Annotated in this window: 14 protein-coding genes; 9 read left to right on the top strand and 5 right to left on the bottom strand. The window is 70.3% G+C overall.

Features of this window, described 5'->3' with window-relative positions; genetic code table 11:
* Positions 1-8: 8 nt before the first annotated feature.
* Positions 9-1,022, top strand: a complete 1,014-nt coding sequence (locus tag ABN273_RS36350; RefSeq protein ID WP_349453638.1) for a methyltransferase — start codon at positions 9-11, stop codon at positions 1,020-1,022.
* A 234-nt stretch (positions 1,023-1,256) separates the two neighbouring features.
* Here the strand turns inward: ABN273_RS36350 and ABN273_RS36345 are convergent, their stop codons facing one another.
* The 3 genes from ABN273_RS36345 to ABN273_RS36335 all read right to left on the bottom strand — a co-directional run bounded on the left by ABN273_RS36345 (position 1,257) and on the right by ABN273_RS36335 (position 4,411).
* Positions 1,257-2,525 (bottom strand): MFS transporter, encoded by a 1,269-nt coding sequence (locus tag ABN273_RS36345; RefSeq protein ID WP_349453637.1) that lies wholly within the window; start codon positions 2,523-2,525, stop codon positions 1,257-1,259.
* Between the two features lie 3 nt (positions 2,526-2,528).
* Positions 2,529-3,719, bottom strand: coding sequence for a SagB/ThcOx family dehydrogenase (locus ABN273_RS36340; RefSeq protein WP_349453636.1), 1,191 nt, complete (start codon positions 3,717-3,719; stop codon positions 2,529-2,531).
* A 323-nt stretch (positions 3,720-4,042) separates the two neighbouring features.
* Positions 4,043-4,411, bottom strand: coding sequence for a YciI family protein (locus tag ABN273_RS36335; protein ID WP_349453635.1), 369 nt, complete (start codon positions 4,409-4,411; stop codon positions 4,043-4,045).
* Between the two features lie 220 nt (positions 4,412-4,631).
* Here ABN273_RS36335 and ABN273_RS36330 point away from each other — a divergent pair, with 220 nt between their 5' ends.
* The 3 genes from ABN273_RS36330 to ABN273_RS36320 all read left to right on the top strand — a co-directional run bounded on the left by ABN273_RS36330 (position 4,632) and on the right by ABN273_RS36320 (position 9,177).
* Entirely contained in the window at positions 4,632-5,948 is a 1,317-nt protein-coding gene (locus ABN273_RS36330; protein ID WP_349453634.1) for a cytochrome P450, read from the top strand.
* A 16-nt stretch (positions 5,949-5,964) separates the two neighbouring features.
* On the top strand, positions 5,965-8,004 hold the full coding sequence (locus ABN273_RS36325) for an ArnT family glycosyltransferase (protein WP_349453633.1): 2,040 nt from the start codon (positions 5,965-5,967) through the stop codon (positions 8,002-8,004).
* Between the two features lie 186 nt (positions 8,005-8,190).
* Positions 8,191-9,177, top strand: coding sequence for a LuxR C-terminal-related transcriptional regulator (locus ABN273_RS36320; protein ID WP_349453632.1), 987 nt, complete (start codon positions 8,191-8,193; stop codon positions 9,175-9,177).
* 10 nt (positions 9,178-9,187) lie between these two features.
* On the opposite strand, the gene ABN273_RS36315 is transcribed toward ABN273_RS36320, so the two are convergent.
* Together ABN273_RS36315 and ABN273_RS36310 are read right to left on the bottom strand one after the other, a co-directional pair.
* The gene (locus tag ABN273_RS36315) at positions 9,188-9,940 is read right to left on the bottom strand and encodes an alpha/beta fold hydrolase (RefSeq protein WP_349453631.1); all 753 of its coding nucleotides are present in this window, start codon (positions 9,938-9,940) and stop codon (positions 9,188-9,190) included.
* Between the two features lie 51 nt (positions 9,941-9,991).
* On the bottom strand, positions 9,992-10,738 hold the full coding sequence (locus ABN273_RS36310; protein WP_349453630.1) for a 4'-phosphopantetheinyl transferase family protein: 747 nt from the start codon (positions 10,736-10,738) through the stop codon (positions 9,992-9,994).
* Between the two features lie 317 nt (positions 10,739-11,055).
* On the opposite strand from ABN273_RS36310, the gene ABN273_RS36305 reads away from it, so the two are divergent.
* The 5 genes from ABN273_RS36305 to ABN273_RS36285 all read left to right on the top strand — a co-directional run bounded on the left by ABN273_RS36305 (position 11,056) and on the right by ABN273_RS36285 (position 16,391).
* On the top strand, positions 11,056-11,241 hold the full coding sequence (locus ABN273_RS36305; protein ID WP_349453629.1) for an acyl-CoA carboxylase subunit epsilon: 186 nt from the start codon (positions 11,056-11,058) through the stop codon (positions 11,239-11,241).
* Positions 11,242-11,365: 124 nt separating this feature from the next.
* The gene (locus ABN273_RS36300) at positions 11,366-12,295 is read left to right on the top strand and encodes a hypothetical protein (protein WP_349453628.1); all 930 of its coding nucleotides are present in this window, start codon (positions 11,366-11,368) and stop codon (positions 12,293-12,295) included.
* 10 nt (positions 12,296-12,305) lie between these two features.
* Positions 12,306-13,277, top strand: coding sequence for a DUF1702 family protein (locus tag ABN273_RS36295; protein ID WP_349453627.1), 972 nt, complete (start codon positions 12,306-12,308; stop codon positions 13,275-13,277).
* A gap of 172 nt (positions 13,278-13,449) precedes the next feature.
* Positions 13,450-14,439 carry a DUF1702 family protein gene (locus tag ABN273_RS36290; RefSeq protein WP_349453626.1) on the top strand — a complete coding sequence of 330 codons (990 nt, stop codon included), beginning with the start codon at positions 13,450-13,452 and terminating at the stop codon, positions 14,437-14,439.
* Positions 14,436-16,391: a CRTAC1 family protein gene (locus tag ABN273_RS36285; protein ID WP_349453625.1), complete on the top strand. Its 1,956-nt coding sequence runs from the start codon at positions 14,436-14,438 to the stop codon at positions 16,389-16,391. Before ABN273_RS36290 ends, ABN273_RS36285 begins: the two co-directional genes overlap by 4 nt.

Raw genomic sequence — 16,391 nt, 5'->3', positions numbered from 1 at the left:
GAGACCATATGTCCGAGCCCGGGAACAGGCCGCCAGGACTGCGGGCGATGGCGGATCTCGCGACGCCCATGGCGATCCGCGTCGCGGCGACGCTCGGAGTCGCCGACCACATCGCGGCCGGGCGCCGGACGGCTCGCGAAGCCGCCGACGCCCTCGGCGTGCACGCGGGGGCGCTCGACCGCCTGCTCCGCCACCTGGTCGCCATCGGGTTGCTCGACAGGGACGACGCGGGCGCGTACACGCTGACCGGCTTCGGCGAGCAGCTGCGCGACGACCACCCGGCGGGCAAGCGTAAGTGGCTGACCACCGACGGCGCCGTGGGCAAGGGAGACCTGAGCTTCGTCGACCTGGCGTACTCCATCCGCACCGGCCAGCCGGCCTATGCCGTCCGCCACGGCATCCCCTTCTGGGAGGACCTGGGCGCGGACCCCGCCCTGTCGGCGTCGTTCGACGTGTTGATGAGCCATCACATCGAAATGGACAACGCCGGGATCCCCGACGCCTACGACTGGGCGGGCCTCGGGCACGTCGTGGACGTGGGCGGCGGGAGCGGCGCGCTGCTCGCCGTGCTGCTGGCGGCCCACCCCGACCTGCGCGGGACCATCGTCGACCTGCCCGGCCCGGCCGCGAGCGCCCGCCAGGCGCTGCGTGACAAGGGCCTGTCACACCGGGCGGAGGTGGTCACGGGCAGCTTCTTCGACCCGCTGCCCACCGGAGCCGGGGGGTACGTGCTGTCGGCGATCATCCACGACTGGGACGACGACGCGGCCGTCAAGATCCTGCGGCGGTGCGCGGACGCGGCGGGCGAGCGCGGGGTCGTGCTCGTCATCGAGGCCGTCGGAGCGGACGGCGCGTCCCCGAACACCGCCATGGACCTGCGCATGCTGGTCTACACCGGCGGGAAGGAGCGCGGGCTCGCCGAGCTGGGCGCGCTGGCGGCGCAGGCGGGGCTCGTGGTGCGCGGCACGCATCCGGTGGCTGCGCGTTCGTTCATCTCGATCGTCGAGCTGGGCAGAGAATGACCGTCTGATCGCGGTGACGCGAAGGGTCGCCGGGCGGGGCGCGTGCTGCTCCGCCCGGCGTTTCGTGTTTCCGTGAGGGGTCCGGTGCCGCGGGCCGGGGAACGGCCGGCGCATCTCCTATGGCGGCGGCCCTTGGCCGGCGGCGGGACAGGCGTTCCGTGCGACGGCGTCCTGGCCGTTGACACCCGTGACGCCGCCCACCGGGTGGCGGGCGGCGTCACGGAACAGGCGGTCTCAATCGGCGGCGGGCGTGGCGCGGGAGCGCCAGGCCACCAGCAGCGAGACGAGCAGCAACGACAGGCCGATGCCCCAGGCGATCGACAGGACCGAGTAGCCGAACGCCGTGACGACCACGCCGGCCAGCAGGGCGCCGATCGCGGAGGCCAGCTGCATGGCGAAGTCGGACGTGCCCTGCGCCATCGTGCGCAGCGGGCCCGTCACGGACACCGTCAGCAGCACGGAACCGCCGAGGTACCCGAACGACCACCCCAGGCCGAGCAGGAGCAGACCCGCGGCCACGCCCACGGCGTTGTGCGCGGGCGAGAGCGCCAGCGTGGCGGCGGCCAGGACCTGGACGACGAGGCCGATCAGCAGGATCGGCCGCGGCCCGAACTTGTCCGCGAGGTACCCGATCAGGTGGCCCGGCAGGTACATCGCCGCGGTGTGGATGCTGATCGCGATGCCGATGACGCCCAGCGAGGCGGCGCCGTGCTGCATGTGGATCGCCGCCATGTTCATGAGGGAGATCATGGCGGCATGGACGAGCGCCAGCACCAGGATGGCGCGGAACACGTTCGGGTGGCGCAGCACGGTCGCGAGCATGACGCGGAGCGGCTGCCGCGGCGCGGGCGGCTCCTTGTCGAGCGCGCGGGCCAGAGCCAGCGGGTCCGGCCGCAGCATGAAGAGGATCATGCAAGCGCTGATGGCGAGCACGACCGCGATCGCCAGATAGGGACCCGAGAGCCCGGGCAGCCAGTTGCCGCCGATCCCCTCGAGCACTCCCATCAGCGACGGGCCGAGCACGGCCGCGATGGTCGAGCCCCAGCTCAACGCGCCCATGGACCGGCCCGCCCGGTCGGTTGAGGCCAGGTCCGTGGCCGCGAACCTGACCTGCAGGCCGCCGGCCAGGGACGCCCCGATCGCGACCGCGCCCGCGAGGATCGCCGTGAAGCTCGACACCACGGCGCCGAACACGACGAGCACGGCCCCGACGGCGCCGGTGAAATAGCCGGTCGCGATCCCGATCCGCCGGCCACGCGCGACGGCGAGGACGGCCAGCGGAACGCTGAAGACCACGCCGCCGCAGTAGATCATCGCCTGCGCCAGTCCGGCCTTACCGGGAGAGCCGGTCACCTCGTCGGCGATGAGTGAGACCAGGGGACCGGTCATGGCGAACGCGAGTGAGAACACCGCCTGCACGGTGATCAGGGACACGATGATCCGGCGTTGGATGCGCCGGACCTGAAGGTCGGTGCTGATGTGCTCCGCTGTCACGCTCCCCATGTGTCACCGCCCCGGCTCGGTCGCCCGCGCGAGCGATTCGCCGACGCGCCGTTCCAGGTCCTCGTGCCCGTCCTCGATGGGGAAACCGTCGGTCCGCCGGTCCGGCACGCCGGCGGCGAGCACGTACATGGCCGTCTCGGAGATGCCGTCGATGCCGAGCATCGACTCCACTTCCGAGTCGGAGAACGCGTCGTTCTGCGCCGGGCCGAGCCCGACCGCGGTCGAGCACAAGGCGAAGGTCTGCGCCAGATGGCCCGTGTTCAGCAGGACGGTGCGCAGCATCCTCGCGCTGCGGTACTTGTACATCGCGCGCGGCAGGTTCACGGTCAGGAAGCAGACGAAGCCGGCGGTCGTGATCATCTTCTGGGAGAAGAGGACGCGGTCCATCAGCTGCTCGTCGACTCCGGCGGAGACGATCTCCAGGCTGTGGTCTTCTGGCGAATAGTGGTAGACCCCCGGCGGGATCTGCTCCACGTTCCGCACGACCACGTAGCACTCGGACTCGTGCCGGGCGCCGCCGCACGGGCTGGTGCGCAGCATGAGGTTGCCGAGCATTCCGGCGTCGTAGAAATACATCGGCGCGAACGTGTAGTGCAGGACCGTGGACAGGCTCCGCAGCGGGACCGGTTCGTCCTTGTAGGTGCGGTGCGTCCGGCGGGACACCAGGACCTCGCCGAAGTCACGGCGCAGCGGAAGGAACGCCCTGGTCAGGTAGATGCGTTTCACGTCGGAGTTACGCGCGAAGACCGCCGGAGGCGGTCCGTCGGCGGCGATCTCGGCGCGGATCTCCTCGCGCCGCGCCGCCATGCCCGCGTCGGCGACGGCGCCGTCGACGCTGACGTAGGCCGTGTCCTTGGTGCCGAAGTGGAAGAAGGTCGCCGGCTCGCCCCATGGCTGCCAGGCGTCCATGACCCGATCTTCGATGGTGGCTTCGTCCCTGGTACGGAGCAGTCCGGCTTCGGCCAGAGCCTTGATCGCGTCCCTGACCGAGGAAGCGTCGTAGCGATCGAGGCGGTCCGGCACCGTCTCCGGGTCGGTCCAGTCGCCGAACTGCTCGAGGATGTCGATACTGGGCCCGTCTACTGCGACGCCGTTCCTTTCGCCGGTCTCGGACGCGGCGTCGAGATAGTTGTCCAGGACCAGTTCGCCGTCGATCCAATAACCGACCAGTGAGCGTGCCCGGCGCAGTTCCATTGAACGACTCCTCAATGTGATGGAGATGTTGAAGGGGCGGGTCGAGACGACCCGCCCCGTCAACTACTTATTCAGCTGCGCAGCAAAACGGGGTACGGCGCAACTCGGGATTCAGGCCGTTCAGCTGGCCTTGCAGCCCAGCATCTTCTTGGCCTTGAGGGGGGTCTGCCGAACCTTCACCGAGATCTTCATTTCTGTCTCCTTCTTGTCGGATACCAAGAACGGTTTGTCACGTGGGCGGCGGAGCTCTTTGAGTTCCGGTTTCCGCTTGTGCGCTCCGTTCTGTGTCCAGAATGACAAGTCGCGGCGGGGCGGCACTACTTTTAAATTGCTACCCCATGAGGGCCCTGACTTCCGTCGCGCGCGTCCGGGAATCTGGCGGCGATCTCGACGGCCCGGTCGATGTTCTCGCAGTCGACGATGAAGTAGCCGGCGAGACGTTCCGGAGAATCGTGGAAAGGACCGTCGACGGTGGTCAGCGAATCGCCCTGCAGGCGTACCGTCCTGGCGAGGGCCGGGTCGTCCAGCGGCTGCCCGATGACGAGCTCGCCGGACTCCGATATCTCTTTCATGAGCAACCCGAAGTCATTCATGCGCGCGTCTCGTTCATCCTGCGTCAGTCCCTCCTGGTGCATGAACGTCGGGTGCCCCCAGGTCGTGGGATTGCTGTAGATGAAGATCGCGTATTTCATCGTCTCTCCTCGGTCGTCGAGCCGGACCCTTTCGTCATCCGAGTCTGGGTGACGCCCGACCTCGGGGAATAGTGCGCCGGCCACGGACTGGGCGTGAAGTTCTCACACCGCTTCCCCGAGGCGGGCAACTCCGGAGATGCCGCGTGGCCGGGAGCGGTGAACGCTGTTAGGACCCCCGCCGACGACGTCGGTGGCGAGATCTGCACTGAAGGAGCACGTCATGATGGGCACCGCCACGCCGCCGGACGCCTCGGACGACCATCCGGCGGAAGGGACTGCCGCGTTTCTCGACATCGACCTCGCAGCGGCGTTGCGTCACCCGGACCTGGAAGCACTGGCGGCCCGGCTGCACGCCGCCGGCCCCGTGGTGCGGGTGCCCTATCCCGCGGGCGGTGAGATCTGGGTCGTCATCGACCCGCAGCTGGCGCGGGAGGTTCTGGCCGACCCGCGGCTGGCCAAGGACGCGGCGCTCGCGCCGCCGCACTGGACCGAGGTCTTCAGCGTGCTCGGCACCCGGTCGAACCCCCATCCCGGACTGATCGCCGTCGAGGGTGAACGCCACAGAAGGCTACGCGGCGTGCACGCGCCCGCGTTCACGCGGCGCCGGATCCAGGCTCTGGAGCCGGCCATCCAAGCCACGTGTGACCGGCACTTCGACCGGCTCGCGGCCTTCGACCGGCCGATCGCCGACGCCGTCACCGAGTTCTGCTACCCCTTTCCGCTGTCGGTGATCTGCGATGTGCTGGGCGTGCCCGAGGAGCTGCGCCCGGATCTCGCGCAGGCGAGCGAGGACATGGCCTACGGCGCCGACCACGCCGTCCGGCGCGCCGGTCGCCGGCTCATCTACCGGCGCGTCGAGGAGGCGGTGGCGAGCAAGGCCGTCAATCCCGCCGACGATCTGATCACTGCTCTGCTCGCCGTACGCGATGACGACTCCGCCCGGCTCACCCCCGAGGAGCTGCCCGCCGCGATCACTGGTCTGATCTTCGCCGGGCACGAGACCACGGCCGGTCTGCTGGCCGCGCTGTTGCTGACGGTGCTGGTCGACCCGGCCGCCAAGGACGCGGTGAGGACCGACGCCGGCGCCGCCGCCCTCGTCGAGCAGACCCTGCGGAGCTGTCCGCCCTCGCCGAACACCACGTGGCGCTTCGCCGCCGAACCGCTCACCATCGGCGGTTTCCACGTGCCCGCCCGGGCCGCGGTGCTCGTCAGCATCGTGGCGGTGAACCACTGCCCGGCCGCCGGCCACGACGGGGCGCGCCGGGAGCGCGTGGAGCACCTCAGCTTCAGCTTCGGCCCGCACTACTGCATCGGCGCCGAGCTGGCCAGGGCGGAGGCCCGGATCGCGGTGCGCACGTTCGTGGAGCGCTTCCCAGCGGCCCGGCTCGGCGTCGCGGAGTCGGAACTGATCTGGGACAGCAGCCTCCTGCTGCGGCGCATGCGGTCACTGCCGATACGGGTCTCGACCGCCGCCCCTAGGACCCCGGCAGCGGTGGTAGCGGCGGTAGCGGCGGCCTCGCCGTCAGTTACGGACTAACGGGAAGGAAATTCGCATGTCCTCTGCCACGCAGAGCCCACCGCTGACCGCCCCGCCGACGCCGAGAATCTCGGCACACGGCGCCACGAGAAAACACGTGTGGGCCCTTCTGGGCATCTGCGCGCTCGCGGCCGTGCTGTACGGATGGGCCCTCGACTCGGGCAACTACGCGAACGCCTACTACTCGGCCGCCGTCAAGTCGATGACCGGGAGTTTCACGAACTTCCTGTTCGCCGCCGGCGACCCGGCCGGCGTGGTCACCGCGGCCAAGCCGCCACTGGCGTTCTGGCCGCAGGTGCTCATGGTGTGGCTGTTCGGCTTCCACAGCTGGTCGATCATGCTGCCCCAGGTGATCGAAGGGGTCGCCGCGGTGTTCCTGGTGCACCGCACGGTACGTCTCTGGGCGGGGGAGAACGTCGCGCTGCTCGCGTCGCTGATCCTGGCGCTCACCCCGGTGACGGTCGCCATCAACCGCAGCAACAACACCGACACGCTGCTGGTGCTGCTGCTCGTGGCGGCCGCGTACGCGGGCACCCGCGCCGTCCACACCGGCAACGGACGATGGCTGTACCTCAGCGCCTTCTACGTCGGCTGCGGGTTCATGACGAAGCTGATGGCGGCGTGGGTGGTCGTCCCCGCCATCGCGGTGGTGTACCTCGTGTGCGGCACCGCCACGGTCAAGCGCCGGGTGGCGGACCTGCTGGGCGCGGGCGCCGTGCTGGCCGTCACGTCGTTCTGGTGGCCAGTGCTGTTCGACCTGTGGTCCGGCCGCAAGCCGTTCATGGGGGCCACCATGAACGGCGGCGCGCTGGAGAACATCTTCGGATACAACGGCTTCGGCAAGATCTTCAACTTCGGCCAGCAGTACGGCGGATCCGGGCTCAACGTCCAGCTGGCGGCCGTGGGAATGTCCGGCGGCGAGCCGACCATCACCCGGATGTTCGCCCTCGAGGCAGGCGGCCAGATCTCGTGGCTGCTCCCGTTGAGCCTGCTCGTCCTGGCCGTCGTGGGAGCGGCCGGATACCGCAGGCTCTGGCACGCGATCCCGGGGGACCGGCTGCGGCGTGCGGGCTGGCTCCTGTGGGGGACCTGGCTGCTGGTGACGATCGCCGTCTTCAGCTTCACCGAAGGCATCTTCCACCCGTACTACACGACCAGCCTGGCACCCGCGATCAGCGCGATCTCGGCGGCCGGCCTCATGGGCCTGTGGCGCGAGTACCGCGACGGCGCCGGTCGCGCGTGGGTCCTGCTCCCGGCGGCGGTGGCCGTGACCGCGGCCTGGGCGGTCGTGCTGATCTCGCGGGACGCCTCGTGGCACGGCTGGACGCGCTGGGTCGTGCTCGTCACCGCCGCGCTCGCCGTGCTCGGCCTCGTCGCCGGCAGGCAGGCGGCGGGCGGGCACGCGACGGTGGGCCGCTGGGCCCTGCTCGCCGGCGTGGTGTCGATGCTCCTCACCCCGGCGGTGTGGTCGGCGGGCACCGCGATCGAGCACAAGACCAACGGCGGGTTCCCCTCGGCCGGTCCGCCCAACGAGGCCCTGAACGCGCTGACCAGGGGCGAGCTGCCACCAGGGGTGCGGATTCCGGGCATGGAGGACGTCCAGTCCCGGCCGCCACGCGGTGGCGGATTCGCCGGCACCACGCTCTCCGCGGAGAACCGGAAGCTGCTGGACTACGCCGTACGGAACTCCGGGAACGCGGAGATCGCGCTCGCCATCGAGGGCGGCGGGCTCGCGGCGTCGTCGTTCATCATCGACAGCGACGCGGTGGTCGTCAGCATGGGCGGATACCTGGGCGCCGACAACGCGCCCTCGGTCGGCCGGCTCCGACAGTGGGTCGCGCAGGGCAAGCTGAGGTTCGTGCTCTCGGCCGCGCCGGGCGGACCCCGGATGGGCGGCATCGCGGGCATGGGCGGCGAGCGGCAGAAGGAGCGCGTGGCCTGGGTCGAGGGCAACTGCAGCGTCGTCGACCCGGCCACCTACGGCGGGACCCCGCCGCAGGAACGCCTCCTGCCGCTCCCCAGCTTCGGCGACGCGACGCTGTACCGGTGCGGCTGATGCAGCCGGCACGAACGTGACCGGGCGGGCGTGGAGCCGCAGTGCCGCGCCCGCTCGGTCGGCAACGTGGCCGGGCGGGTGTGGGGCCAGAGTGCCGCGCCCGCTCGGCCGGCAACGTGGCCGGACGGGTGTGGAGCCGCGCCTCGAGCGCGACTGCGCGGCGGGGCCGCGCGTGTGAGGTGAAGGATGCGTTTGGAGGCCGTGGGCATCTCCCAGGAGGCAGAGGAGATCTACCGGTTCTTCCTCCGCCGGGACGGCGACGAGGTCGGATCGATCCGGCAGGCGCTGGACCTGGACCCCGACTCGGTCGAGGCCGCAGTCGAGTCCCTCGGCGAGCTCGGGCTGCTCGACCTCAAGGACCGCCACCACGTGGTGGCCGAAGACCCGCGGATCGCGATCGAGCGGCTCGTCGAGCAGCGGATCGAGGAGCTGAACCAGGAGATCCGCCGGGTCATGGCGGCCCGCGAGGCGATCAACTCCCTCGTCGAGGACCGCCGGCGCGGCACGGAGCGGGACACGACCCTGGCGATCGAGCGCATCGAGGGAGTCGACAGGGTCAGGCGGCAGATCGACGATCTAGCGTTCTTCTCCTACACCGAGGTGCTGTGCCTGCACCCAGGGGGAGGCCTGTCGAAGGCCGCCATCGAGACGGCCAGGCTGGCCGACACGCGGCTGCTCCGGCGTGGCCTGACGGTGAAGAGCATCTATCACCCGCAGGCGTTGGACGTGCCTCACCTGGTGTCCTACCTGGGGGAGTTCACCCAGCTCGGCGGTCAGGTCCGCATCACGGAGGAGCGGATGGACCGCATGGTGGTCTTCGACCGGAGCGTGGCGGTCGTCCCGGTCGATCCCAAGGAGAGCTCCAGGGGGGCGCTGCTCGTCCGCGAGCCCGGCCTGGTCTCGCAGCTCGTCATCTATTTCGACGGCTTGTGGGAGGCCGCGGACGAATTCGGGGGACGCCACGGGGAGATCGACGACGGCCCCGGCCTGTCGGACCTGGAGCGGAGCGTTCTCACCGCCCTGGCCTCGGCGGACAAGGACGAGATAGCGGCCAGGGACCTGGGCATCTCGGTCCGGACCTACCGGCGGTACGTCGCCGACCTCATGTCCCGCCTCGGGGCGGTGAACAGGTTTCAGGCCGCCCTTCGCGCCAAGGAGGAGAACTGGATCTAGGGACCGGCGCTCACTCGCCCGCCGCCGTCTCGGCGCTGACGGGTCCCACGGTGCGGTCCACGTCGAGGAGCAGCTCGACGAGCTCGCCGGGGACGGAGAGCATCGGCCAGCGGCCCGTGCGCAGCGTGCGGAACGTCCATCCCGGCTCGTCACGCAGGCGGTCGATGTCCTCGCCGACGCTTCCCGCGAAGTGATCCTTCTCGCACACCACGTACGTCGCCGAGTGACGCGCCGACGGCCGCCCGAGGGTCGCCGGGTCGGAGAGCGAACGCCCAGGATGACCGACGAAGCGCTTGGTGAGCCACCGCGCGTCCCCGGAGGACAGATCCTGCCCGTCGGCGACGGCCGCGATGGGCGGCGGGGGCAGCAGGCCGTCGTTGTCGGCGATGAGCCGCAGCTCTTCCGCGCGCACGCTGCCGGGGAACGCGTCGAGCATCGACCTGCCGTCGTGGGCGAGAAACGCCTCCACGTACACGGTGTGGGCCACCCGTTCAGGCGCCCGATCGACCACGCTGCCGGCGACGATGCCACCGTAGTCGTGGGCGACCAGGATCACGTCGTTCAGGTCCTCCTGGATGAGGACGGACAGCACGTCATCGGCGTGGTCGGCGAGGGTGACGTGCCTTCCGCCGGTGTCCGGCGCCGACAGACCGGACAGCGTGAGGGCGCGGGCCCGGTGGCCCGCAGCCCTCAGCTGCCGCGCGATCCGGTGCCAGATCCACGCTCCGGCCCACAGGCCGGGAACAAGTACGTAGCTCCTCATGGCGCGCCTCTTGGAAACTCGCGGTGGCTGTATTTCCGGCACTCATTCGCATCATGCGGCAACGGTGAATTCTTCGGCGTACGAAGAGCAGAGCCGGGTCGCATCCGATTCGGACACGCGCACCGACCGGCTCTCGTCCAGGAGCGCGATGGCCCCGATGTAGCCGTACCCGGGGGCGAGCGTGTGCAGCCGCACCGAACGGGACGGCAGATCGAGCGGCCAGTCGAGTAATTCGGCCGGCTCCTCGGCGACCGAGACGATCACCTTGTCCGGTGGAATGCGCAGACCGTGGCCGGTCGCCTTGAGCGCCGCCTCCTTGCGCACCCACGCCCTGGCGAACCCGGCCCTGTGCTCCCGCATCGGTAAAGATCGTAACGCGGCGAGCTCCGCCGAGGCCAACGCGGCCTCCGCGATCGGCACGTCCCGCACCGCTTCGACGTCGACGCCGATCGGCACGGCGGGGCAGAGGGCCACCGCCACCCGGCCACCGGAGTGGCTGACGGACGCGTGCAGCGGCCGCCGCGTGCCCAGAATCTGCGGTTTGCCATGTGGCCTGCCACAGTCCGGGCAGCGGCGATCGAGCTGGACCTCCGCCGGAGCCAGGCCCAGCTGCCGCGCCGCCATGGTGCGGAGCAGCCAGCAGGCCGTCACGAACTGCCGCCGTGCCGCCGGGCTGCGATACCTGCCGGCCCGGATGATCTCGGTGGCGCTGAGGTCGGCGCGGAGGGCCTCGGCGGGGAATTCCTGGGCGTCCGCCCACCAAATATGGCATTCGTCGTCGAGCAGTTTTATGGGCATGGTGAGTCCCTGTTGTTTATTGGTGCCGGCGCGCGGTGGAAATTTATTTGTTCAGTCCCACGTAGTGCCGTTGGACTTCACCAGCGATACGAGGCGGAGCAGGAATTTGGCGCCCATTGTTTTCTCCTCTGGATTGTTCCGGATTTTTCCGTTGCTTGCGTAATTTCATGGTGCCGGGGCCGGACACCGGTATCCAGAGAAGTCGGGTTCACCTAGTTGCCGACGGGTGGCATGAAGCTGCCATCGGGTTTTCGACGGGCATTCGGCGGCACGGCCGGAGATGCGCGTGCGGCCGTGCCCCGGCGAGCGTCTAAGCCATGGAACTGACCGTGGTACGGGGCCAGGCGACCCCGGAAGAGCTGGAAGCGATCAAGACGGCCGTGGCCCGGTGCCTGGCCAGGAAGGCGGGCGCGGAGGGCGCGCGCTGGGCCGATCCCGGCAGGTTCCTGCGCGGGCCGCTGACTGCCGGGGGCGAATGGCGGCTGAGCGGCTGGGCCGGCTGACCTATCGGATCGTGCTCTTCCGCCGGCTCCCCGGCGGATAGCGCATTTTGCGATGTGTCCGCCTCCGTCTCGCCGCACATCCTGAGGAGGACGCACGGCCGTACTGACGTCAGGGAGGTCAACCTTGAGCGAGACAGCGACGTTATCCAAGCAAGTGACCGGTCCGGCGATCGCCGCCCTGCCACGCAGGCGCTGGCTGCTCGTCGCGATCAGCAGCCTGGCGGGGTTCGCCCTCACGGTGGTCTGGTCGGCCGCCTTCGTCGACAGCACCATCGGGGGCGCGGTGGCGGACGCCTTCCTCGGCGAGCACGCGGGCGAACAGCCCATCGTGGGCTTCGCGGCCGGGATCGTCTTCGCCTTCGTCAGCGGCCTCGCGGGCACGTTCACCGCGTGCAACATCGCCGTCTTCGGCGCGGTCGCCCCCATGGTGACGACGGGGAACAGGCCGGCGCGGACCCTGGCGCCGCTGGGCTGGCTGACGGCCGGCATGGTCGCGGTCTCGGCGGTCTACGGAGCGATCGTCGGCGCGGTGGGCACCGCGATGCCGCAGTTCTCCACCGCGCAGAACGCCGCCGGCACCCTGTCGCCGCGCAGCATCCAGTCGATGGTGGTCTTCGGGGTCGTCGGCCTGGCCATGCTGTACCTGGGCCTGGCCGCGATCGGCCTGGTGCCCGACCCGTTCGCCCGCGCACCCCGCGCGCGGCTGGTGTTCATGGGCACGCTGATCGGCGGATTCCTCATCGGGCGGCCCTACCCCATGTTCCGCCACCTGTTCAGGGACGCCGCGGAGAGCGGCAACCCGCTGTACGGCGCGGCCGCGTTCGTCCTGCAGTCCCTCGGCAACATCGTCATCATGGCGGTGCTGTTCCTGATCATGGCCAGGTTCGCCGGGAGCAGGCTGCGGCGGTGGCTGCAGGGCAGGCCCGGCCGCGCCGCCGCGCTGACCGCCGTCACGCTGATCGTCGCGGGCGTGTTCACCTTCCTGTACTGGGACCTGCGGCTACTGGCCCGCAGGGAGATCATCCCGTGGTACCCCGTCGCGCCGTGGTCCTGAGGAGACGACGATGTCAACCTTGATCGGCTCGCTGCGCAGGCTCATCCTGGCCCCCTCCCTGGCGGAGGTGACGTTCGCCAGGCGCGGGTTCCCCTGCGCTCCCTCCCCGGCCACGGCACGCCTCGAGTCGATCCCGCAGGCCGTCGTCTGCGGCTTCGAATGGGGCATCGACGCGCGCGACCAGTGGGACCTGGAGCGCAGGCTGGCCATGGTGGACACGGAGCTGCGCGGCTTCGCGTACGAGGGCGCGACCATGGCGTTCACCGTGCTGGACGCCATGGGCCGCGGGACGCGGCGCCGCACCCGTGACCTGCTGCTCGGCCCCGGCCAGCCGCACATCTTCCTGGCCTACATCGGCATCGGCTTCGCCATGGCCCGCCTGCCCAGGCCGCTGTGGAAGAAGGTGCTGCCGGACCTGGACGGCACGCCGTACCACCCCACCATGAGCTGGCTCGCCGTCGACGGATACGGCTTCGACCTGGCCTACTTCCACACGCGGCGATGGGTCGGCGAGCAACGGGTGCCCGACCCCTACCCGTGGCAGGGGAACGCCGCCTACTTCACCCGCGCGGTGGATCAGGGCGTCGGGCGCGCCCTGTGGTTCATTCACGGTGCGAGCGTCCTCGATGTCTCCGCCGCGGTACGGGGATTCGCCGCGCACCGGCAGCCCGACCTGTGGAGCGGCGTCGGCCTGGCCGCGACCTTCGCGGGCGGATGCGGGACCGGCGCGCTGACCGGGCTGCGCGAGGAGGCCGGCGAGCACCGCGCCGAGCTGGCGCAGGGCTCGGTCTTCGCGCTGAAGGCACGCCACTACGCCGGCCACGTGCCGGCCCACAGCGAGGTCGCGGTGGAGATCCTCACCGGGCTCTCCACGACCGGCGCCGCCACGCTCGCGGACGAGGCCGCGGCCGGCGACTACGAAATCTGGCGTGGGCGGATACGGGCGTATTTCGCCGCCGACGCGGAAAACACATATCGCTGATCGCCCCTCGGCAAAACGGCGGGAATATGCGCCCGGCCGTCCGTGAGGCTGCCCGGAAACTCCGTTGAGGCGAGCAAATCCGGAGTTGTCCGGTTTCCCGGCCGCGTGGGTCAATGAGTGAAAGGTCATCTGACGAAAGCTGGAGGGCGGTTTGACCAGTGTGCTGAGGTCATTGCGACGAAAAATCCTGACACCGGATATCGAGGAGACCAGGCTCGGAAAGCGCGGCTTCTGGGTGAAGGACGCGGCCGCCAAGGAATTACTGGAGACGGTCGGCGAGGCGTTTCTGACCGGCTACGCGTACGCCGTGGAGGCGCGCCGCCCGGCCGAGGCGGAGGAGCGGCTTGAGCAGGTGCCCGCGAGGTTCCGGGGCTTCGCCTACGAGGGCGCTGGCATGGGCTTCGCCATCCTGGACTGCCTGACCTTCGGCGACCTGCGCAGAACGCGCGAGTTCCTGCGCGGGCGCGGGCTCCACCACAACTACATGATCTATGTGGGGATCGGCTGGGCCATGGCACGGCTGCCCCGCTTCCTGTGGCCGGCCGACGCCCGGCTCGATCCGCTGCTGCGGTGGCTCGTCCACGACGGCTACGGCTTCCACCAGGCGTACTTCCACACCCGCAAGTACGTGCACGAGCAGGCCCACGAGACCCGGTTCCGCTGGCCGGCCGGCCAGGACCGCTACGCCGCCCGCGCCATCGACCAGGGCATCGGCCGCGCGCTGTGGTTCGTCGGCGGCACGGACGTGGAGCAGGTCACCTCGCTGATCGAGAGCTTCCCCGAGCCGCGCAGAGCCGACCTCTACAGCGGGACCGGCCTGGCCGCCACCTACGCGGGCGGCGCGGACGAAGCCGAGCTGCGCGAGCTGCGCGAGCGGGCCGGCCGCCACGCGCCCCAGCTCGCCCAGGGCAGCATTTTCGCGGCCGAGGCCAGGATCCGCGCCGGCCTGCTGTTCCCGCACACCGAGCAGGCCGTCCAGGTGCTCTGCGGCACCAGCGCGCAGCTCGCGGCGGAGATCAGCCACGAGACCCGGCCCAGCACGCAGCGCGCGGCGGAGGCCGGCGAGACCGGCGCGACGGCAGCGGGACGATCGCCCGCTTACGAGGTTTGGCGGCAGCGCATCGCCGACAGATTCCACTCCCTTGGAGGTGTTACCCCATGACGGCCGCATGGCTGCGCAGACAACTGGCCGGAATCGTCGCCCTGGCGCTCATGATCGCCATGTTCGTGACGAGCCGCCCGACCTTCGCGTCCGACTCGGACAAGGAACGGCTGGCCGGCTCGTACGGCTTCACGCCGATGAGCATCGCGATGCCGGGCGGAGCCCCGCAGCAGACGATCCGCAAGGTGAACAAGGCCTACGAGCACATCAGCGCGTGGATCTCCTCGGTCGGCGCGGCGATCGCGATGAACGACCTCGACGGCAACGGCCGCGACGACGACCTGGTCATCGTCGACACGCGCACCGACCAGGTGGTCGTCACCCCGGTGCCGGGCACGGGCGGCAACCGGTACCAGCCGTTCGCGCTCACGTACGGCTCCCTGCCCATGAACGACGCGATGGCCCCCATGGGCGCCGTCCCGGCCGACTACAACCAGGACGGCCGGACCGACCTGCTGGTGTACTGGTGGGGTCGCACCCCCACCCTGCACCTGCAGCGCTCGACGGCGGCCCGGCTCGACGCCGCGGCGTTCGAGCCGGCCGAGCTCGTGCCGGGCTCCGCCGGGGCGTACCGGGGCGAGCTGTGGAACAGCAACGTCGCCACGGTCGCCGACTTCGACGGGGACGGCAGGCCGGACATCTTCGTCGGCAACTACTTCCCCGACGGCAGCCCGGTCCTCGACAGCAAGGCCGACGGCGGCGTGGAGATGAACGACTCGCTGTCCAACGCGGTCAACGGCGGCCGGGACTACTTCTTCCGCTGGACGGGAGGTACCTCCGGCGACCGGCCCACCGCGGCGTTCACCAAGATCGACAATGCGCTGCCGGCCGACATCTCCACGGGCTGGGAGCTCGGCGCGACCTCGCTCGACCTCGACGGCGACGCGCTGCCCGAGCTGCTGCTGAACAACGACTTCGGCGTCGACAACCTGCTACACAACACCTCCGCGCCCGGCAAGATCTCGTTCTCGCGGGTCAAGGGGGTGCGCAGCCCCGTCGTCCCCAAGTCCAAGACGCTCGGCAACGACTCCTTCAAGGGCATGGGGTCCGACGCGGGCGACCTCAACCACGACGGCATCTTCGACTTCTTCGTCAGCAACATCACCACGCCGTTCGGGATCCAGGAGAGCAACTTCCAGTTCGTCTCCACCGCCAAGGACCAGGCCGACCTGCGCGCCCACTTCAAGCGCGGCGAGGCGCCATGGCAGGACGTCAGCGCGGAAAAGCGCACCGCCTGGTCGGGCTGGGGCTGGGACCCCAAGATCGAGGACTTCGACAACGACGGCGAGGCGGAGATCGTGCAGGCGACCGGGTTCGTCAAGGGCGACGTGAACCGGTGGCCGCCGTTGCAGGAGCTCGCCGCGGCCAACGACGGCGTGACCCGTAACCCCAAGTCCTGGCCCAACGTCACCGAGGGCGGCGACATCGCGGGCAACCAGTGGCTGGCCTTCTTCGCCAAGGGCGGCGACGGGCGTTACGCCAACCTCTCCCAGGAGCTCGGGCTGGCCGTGCCGGTGCCCACGCGCGGCATCGCGACGGGCGACGCCAACGGGGACGGGCTGATCGACTTCGCCGTCGCCCGGCAGTTCGACGCGCCCATCTACTACCAGAACACCAGCAAGTCCACGGGGGCCTTCCTCGGCCTGCGGCTCACGTACGACGAGGCCGCCTCCGCGGGACCGCTGCCCGCGGCCGGCTCGCCCGCGATCGGCGCGGAGGTGCGCGTGACCACTCCCGACGGACGCACTCACATCGGGCGCGTGGACGGCGGCAGCGGCCACTCCGGCAAGCGCGCGCACGCCGTGCACATCGGCCTGGGCCAGAACGTGACCGGTCCGGTGAAGGTGCACCTGACCTGGCGCGACCGCACCGGCCAGGCACGCCGGCAGGATCTTCAGCTCAGCCCCGGCTGGCACGCCATCCAGCTCGGCTCGACCGCGAAGGAGAAGTGA

This window comes from Nonomuraea sp. B19D2, assembly GCF_040137845.1.
Classification (GTDB): Bacteria; Actinomycetota; Actinomycetes; order Streptosporangiales; family Streptosporangiaceae; genus Nonomuraea.
This window is presented reverse-complemented; position numbering and strand designations above follow the sequence as displayed.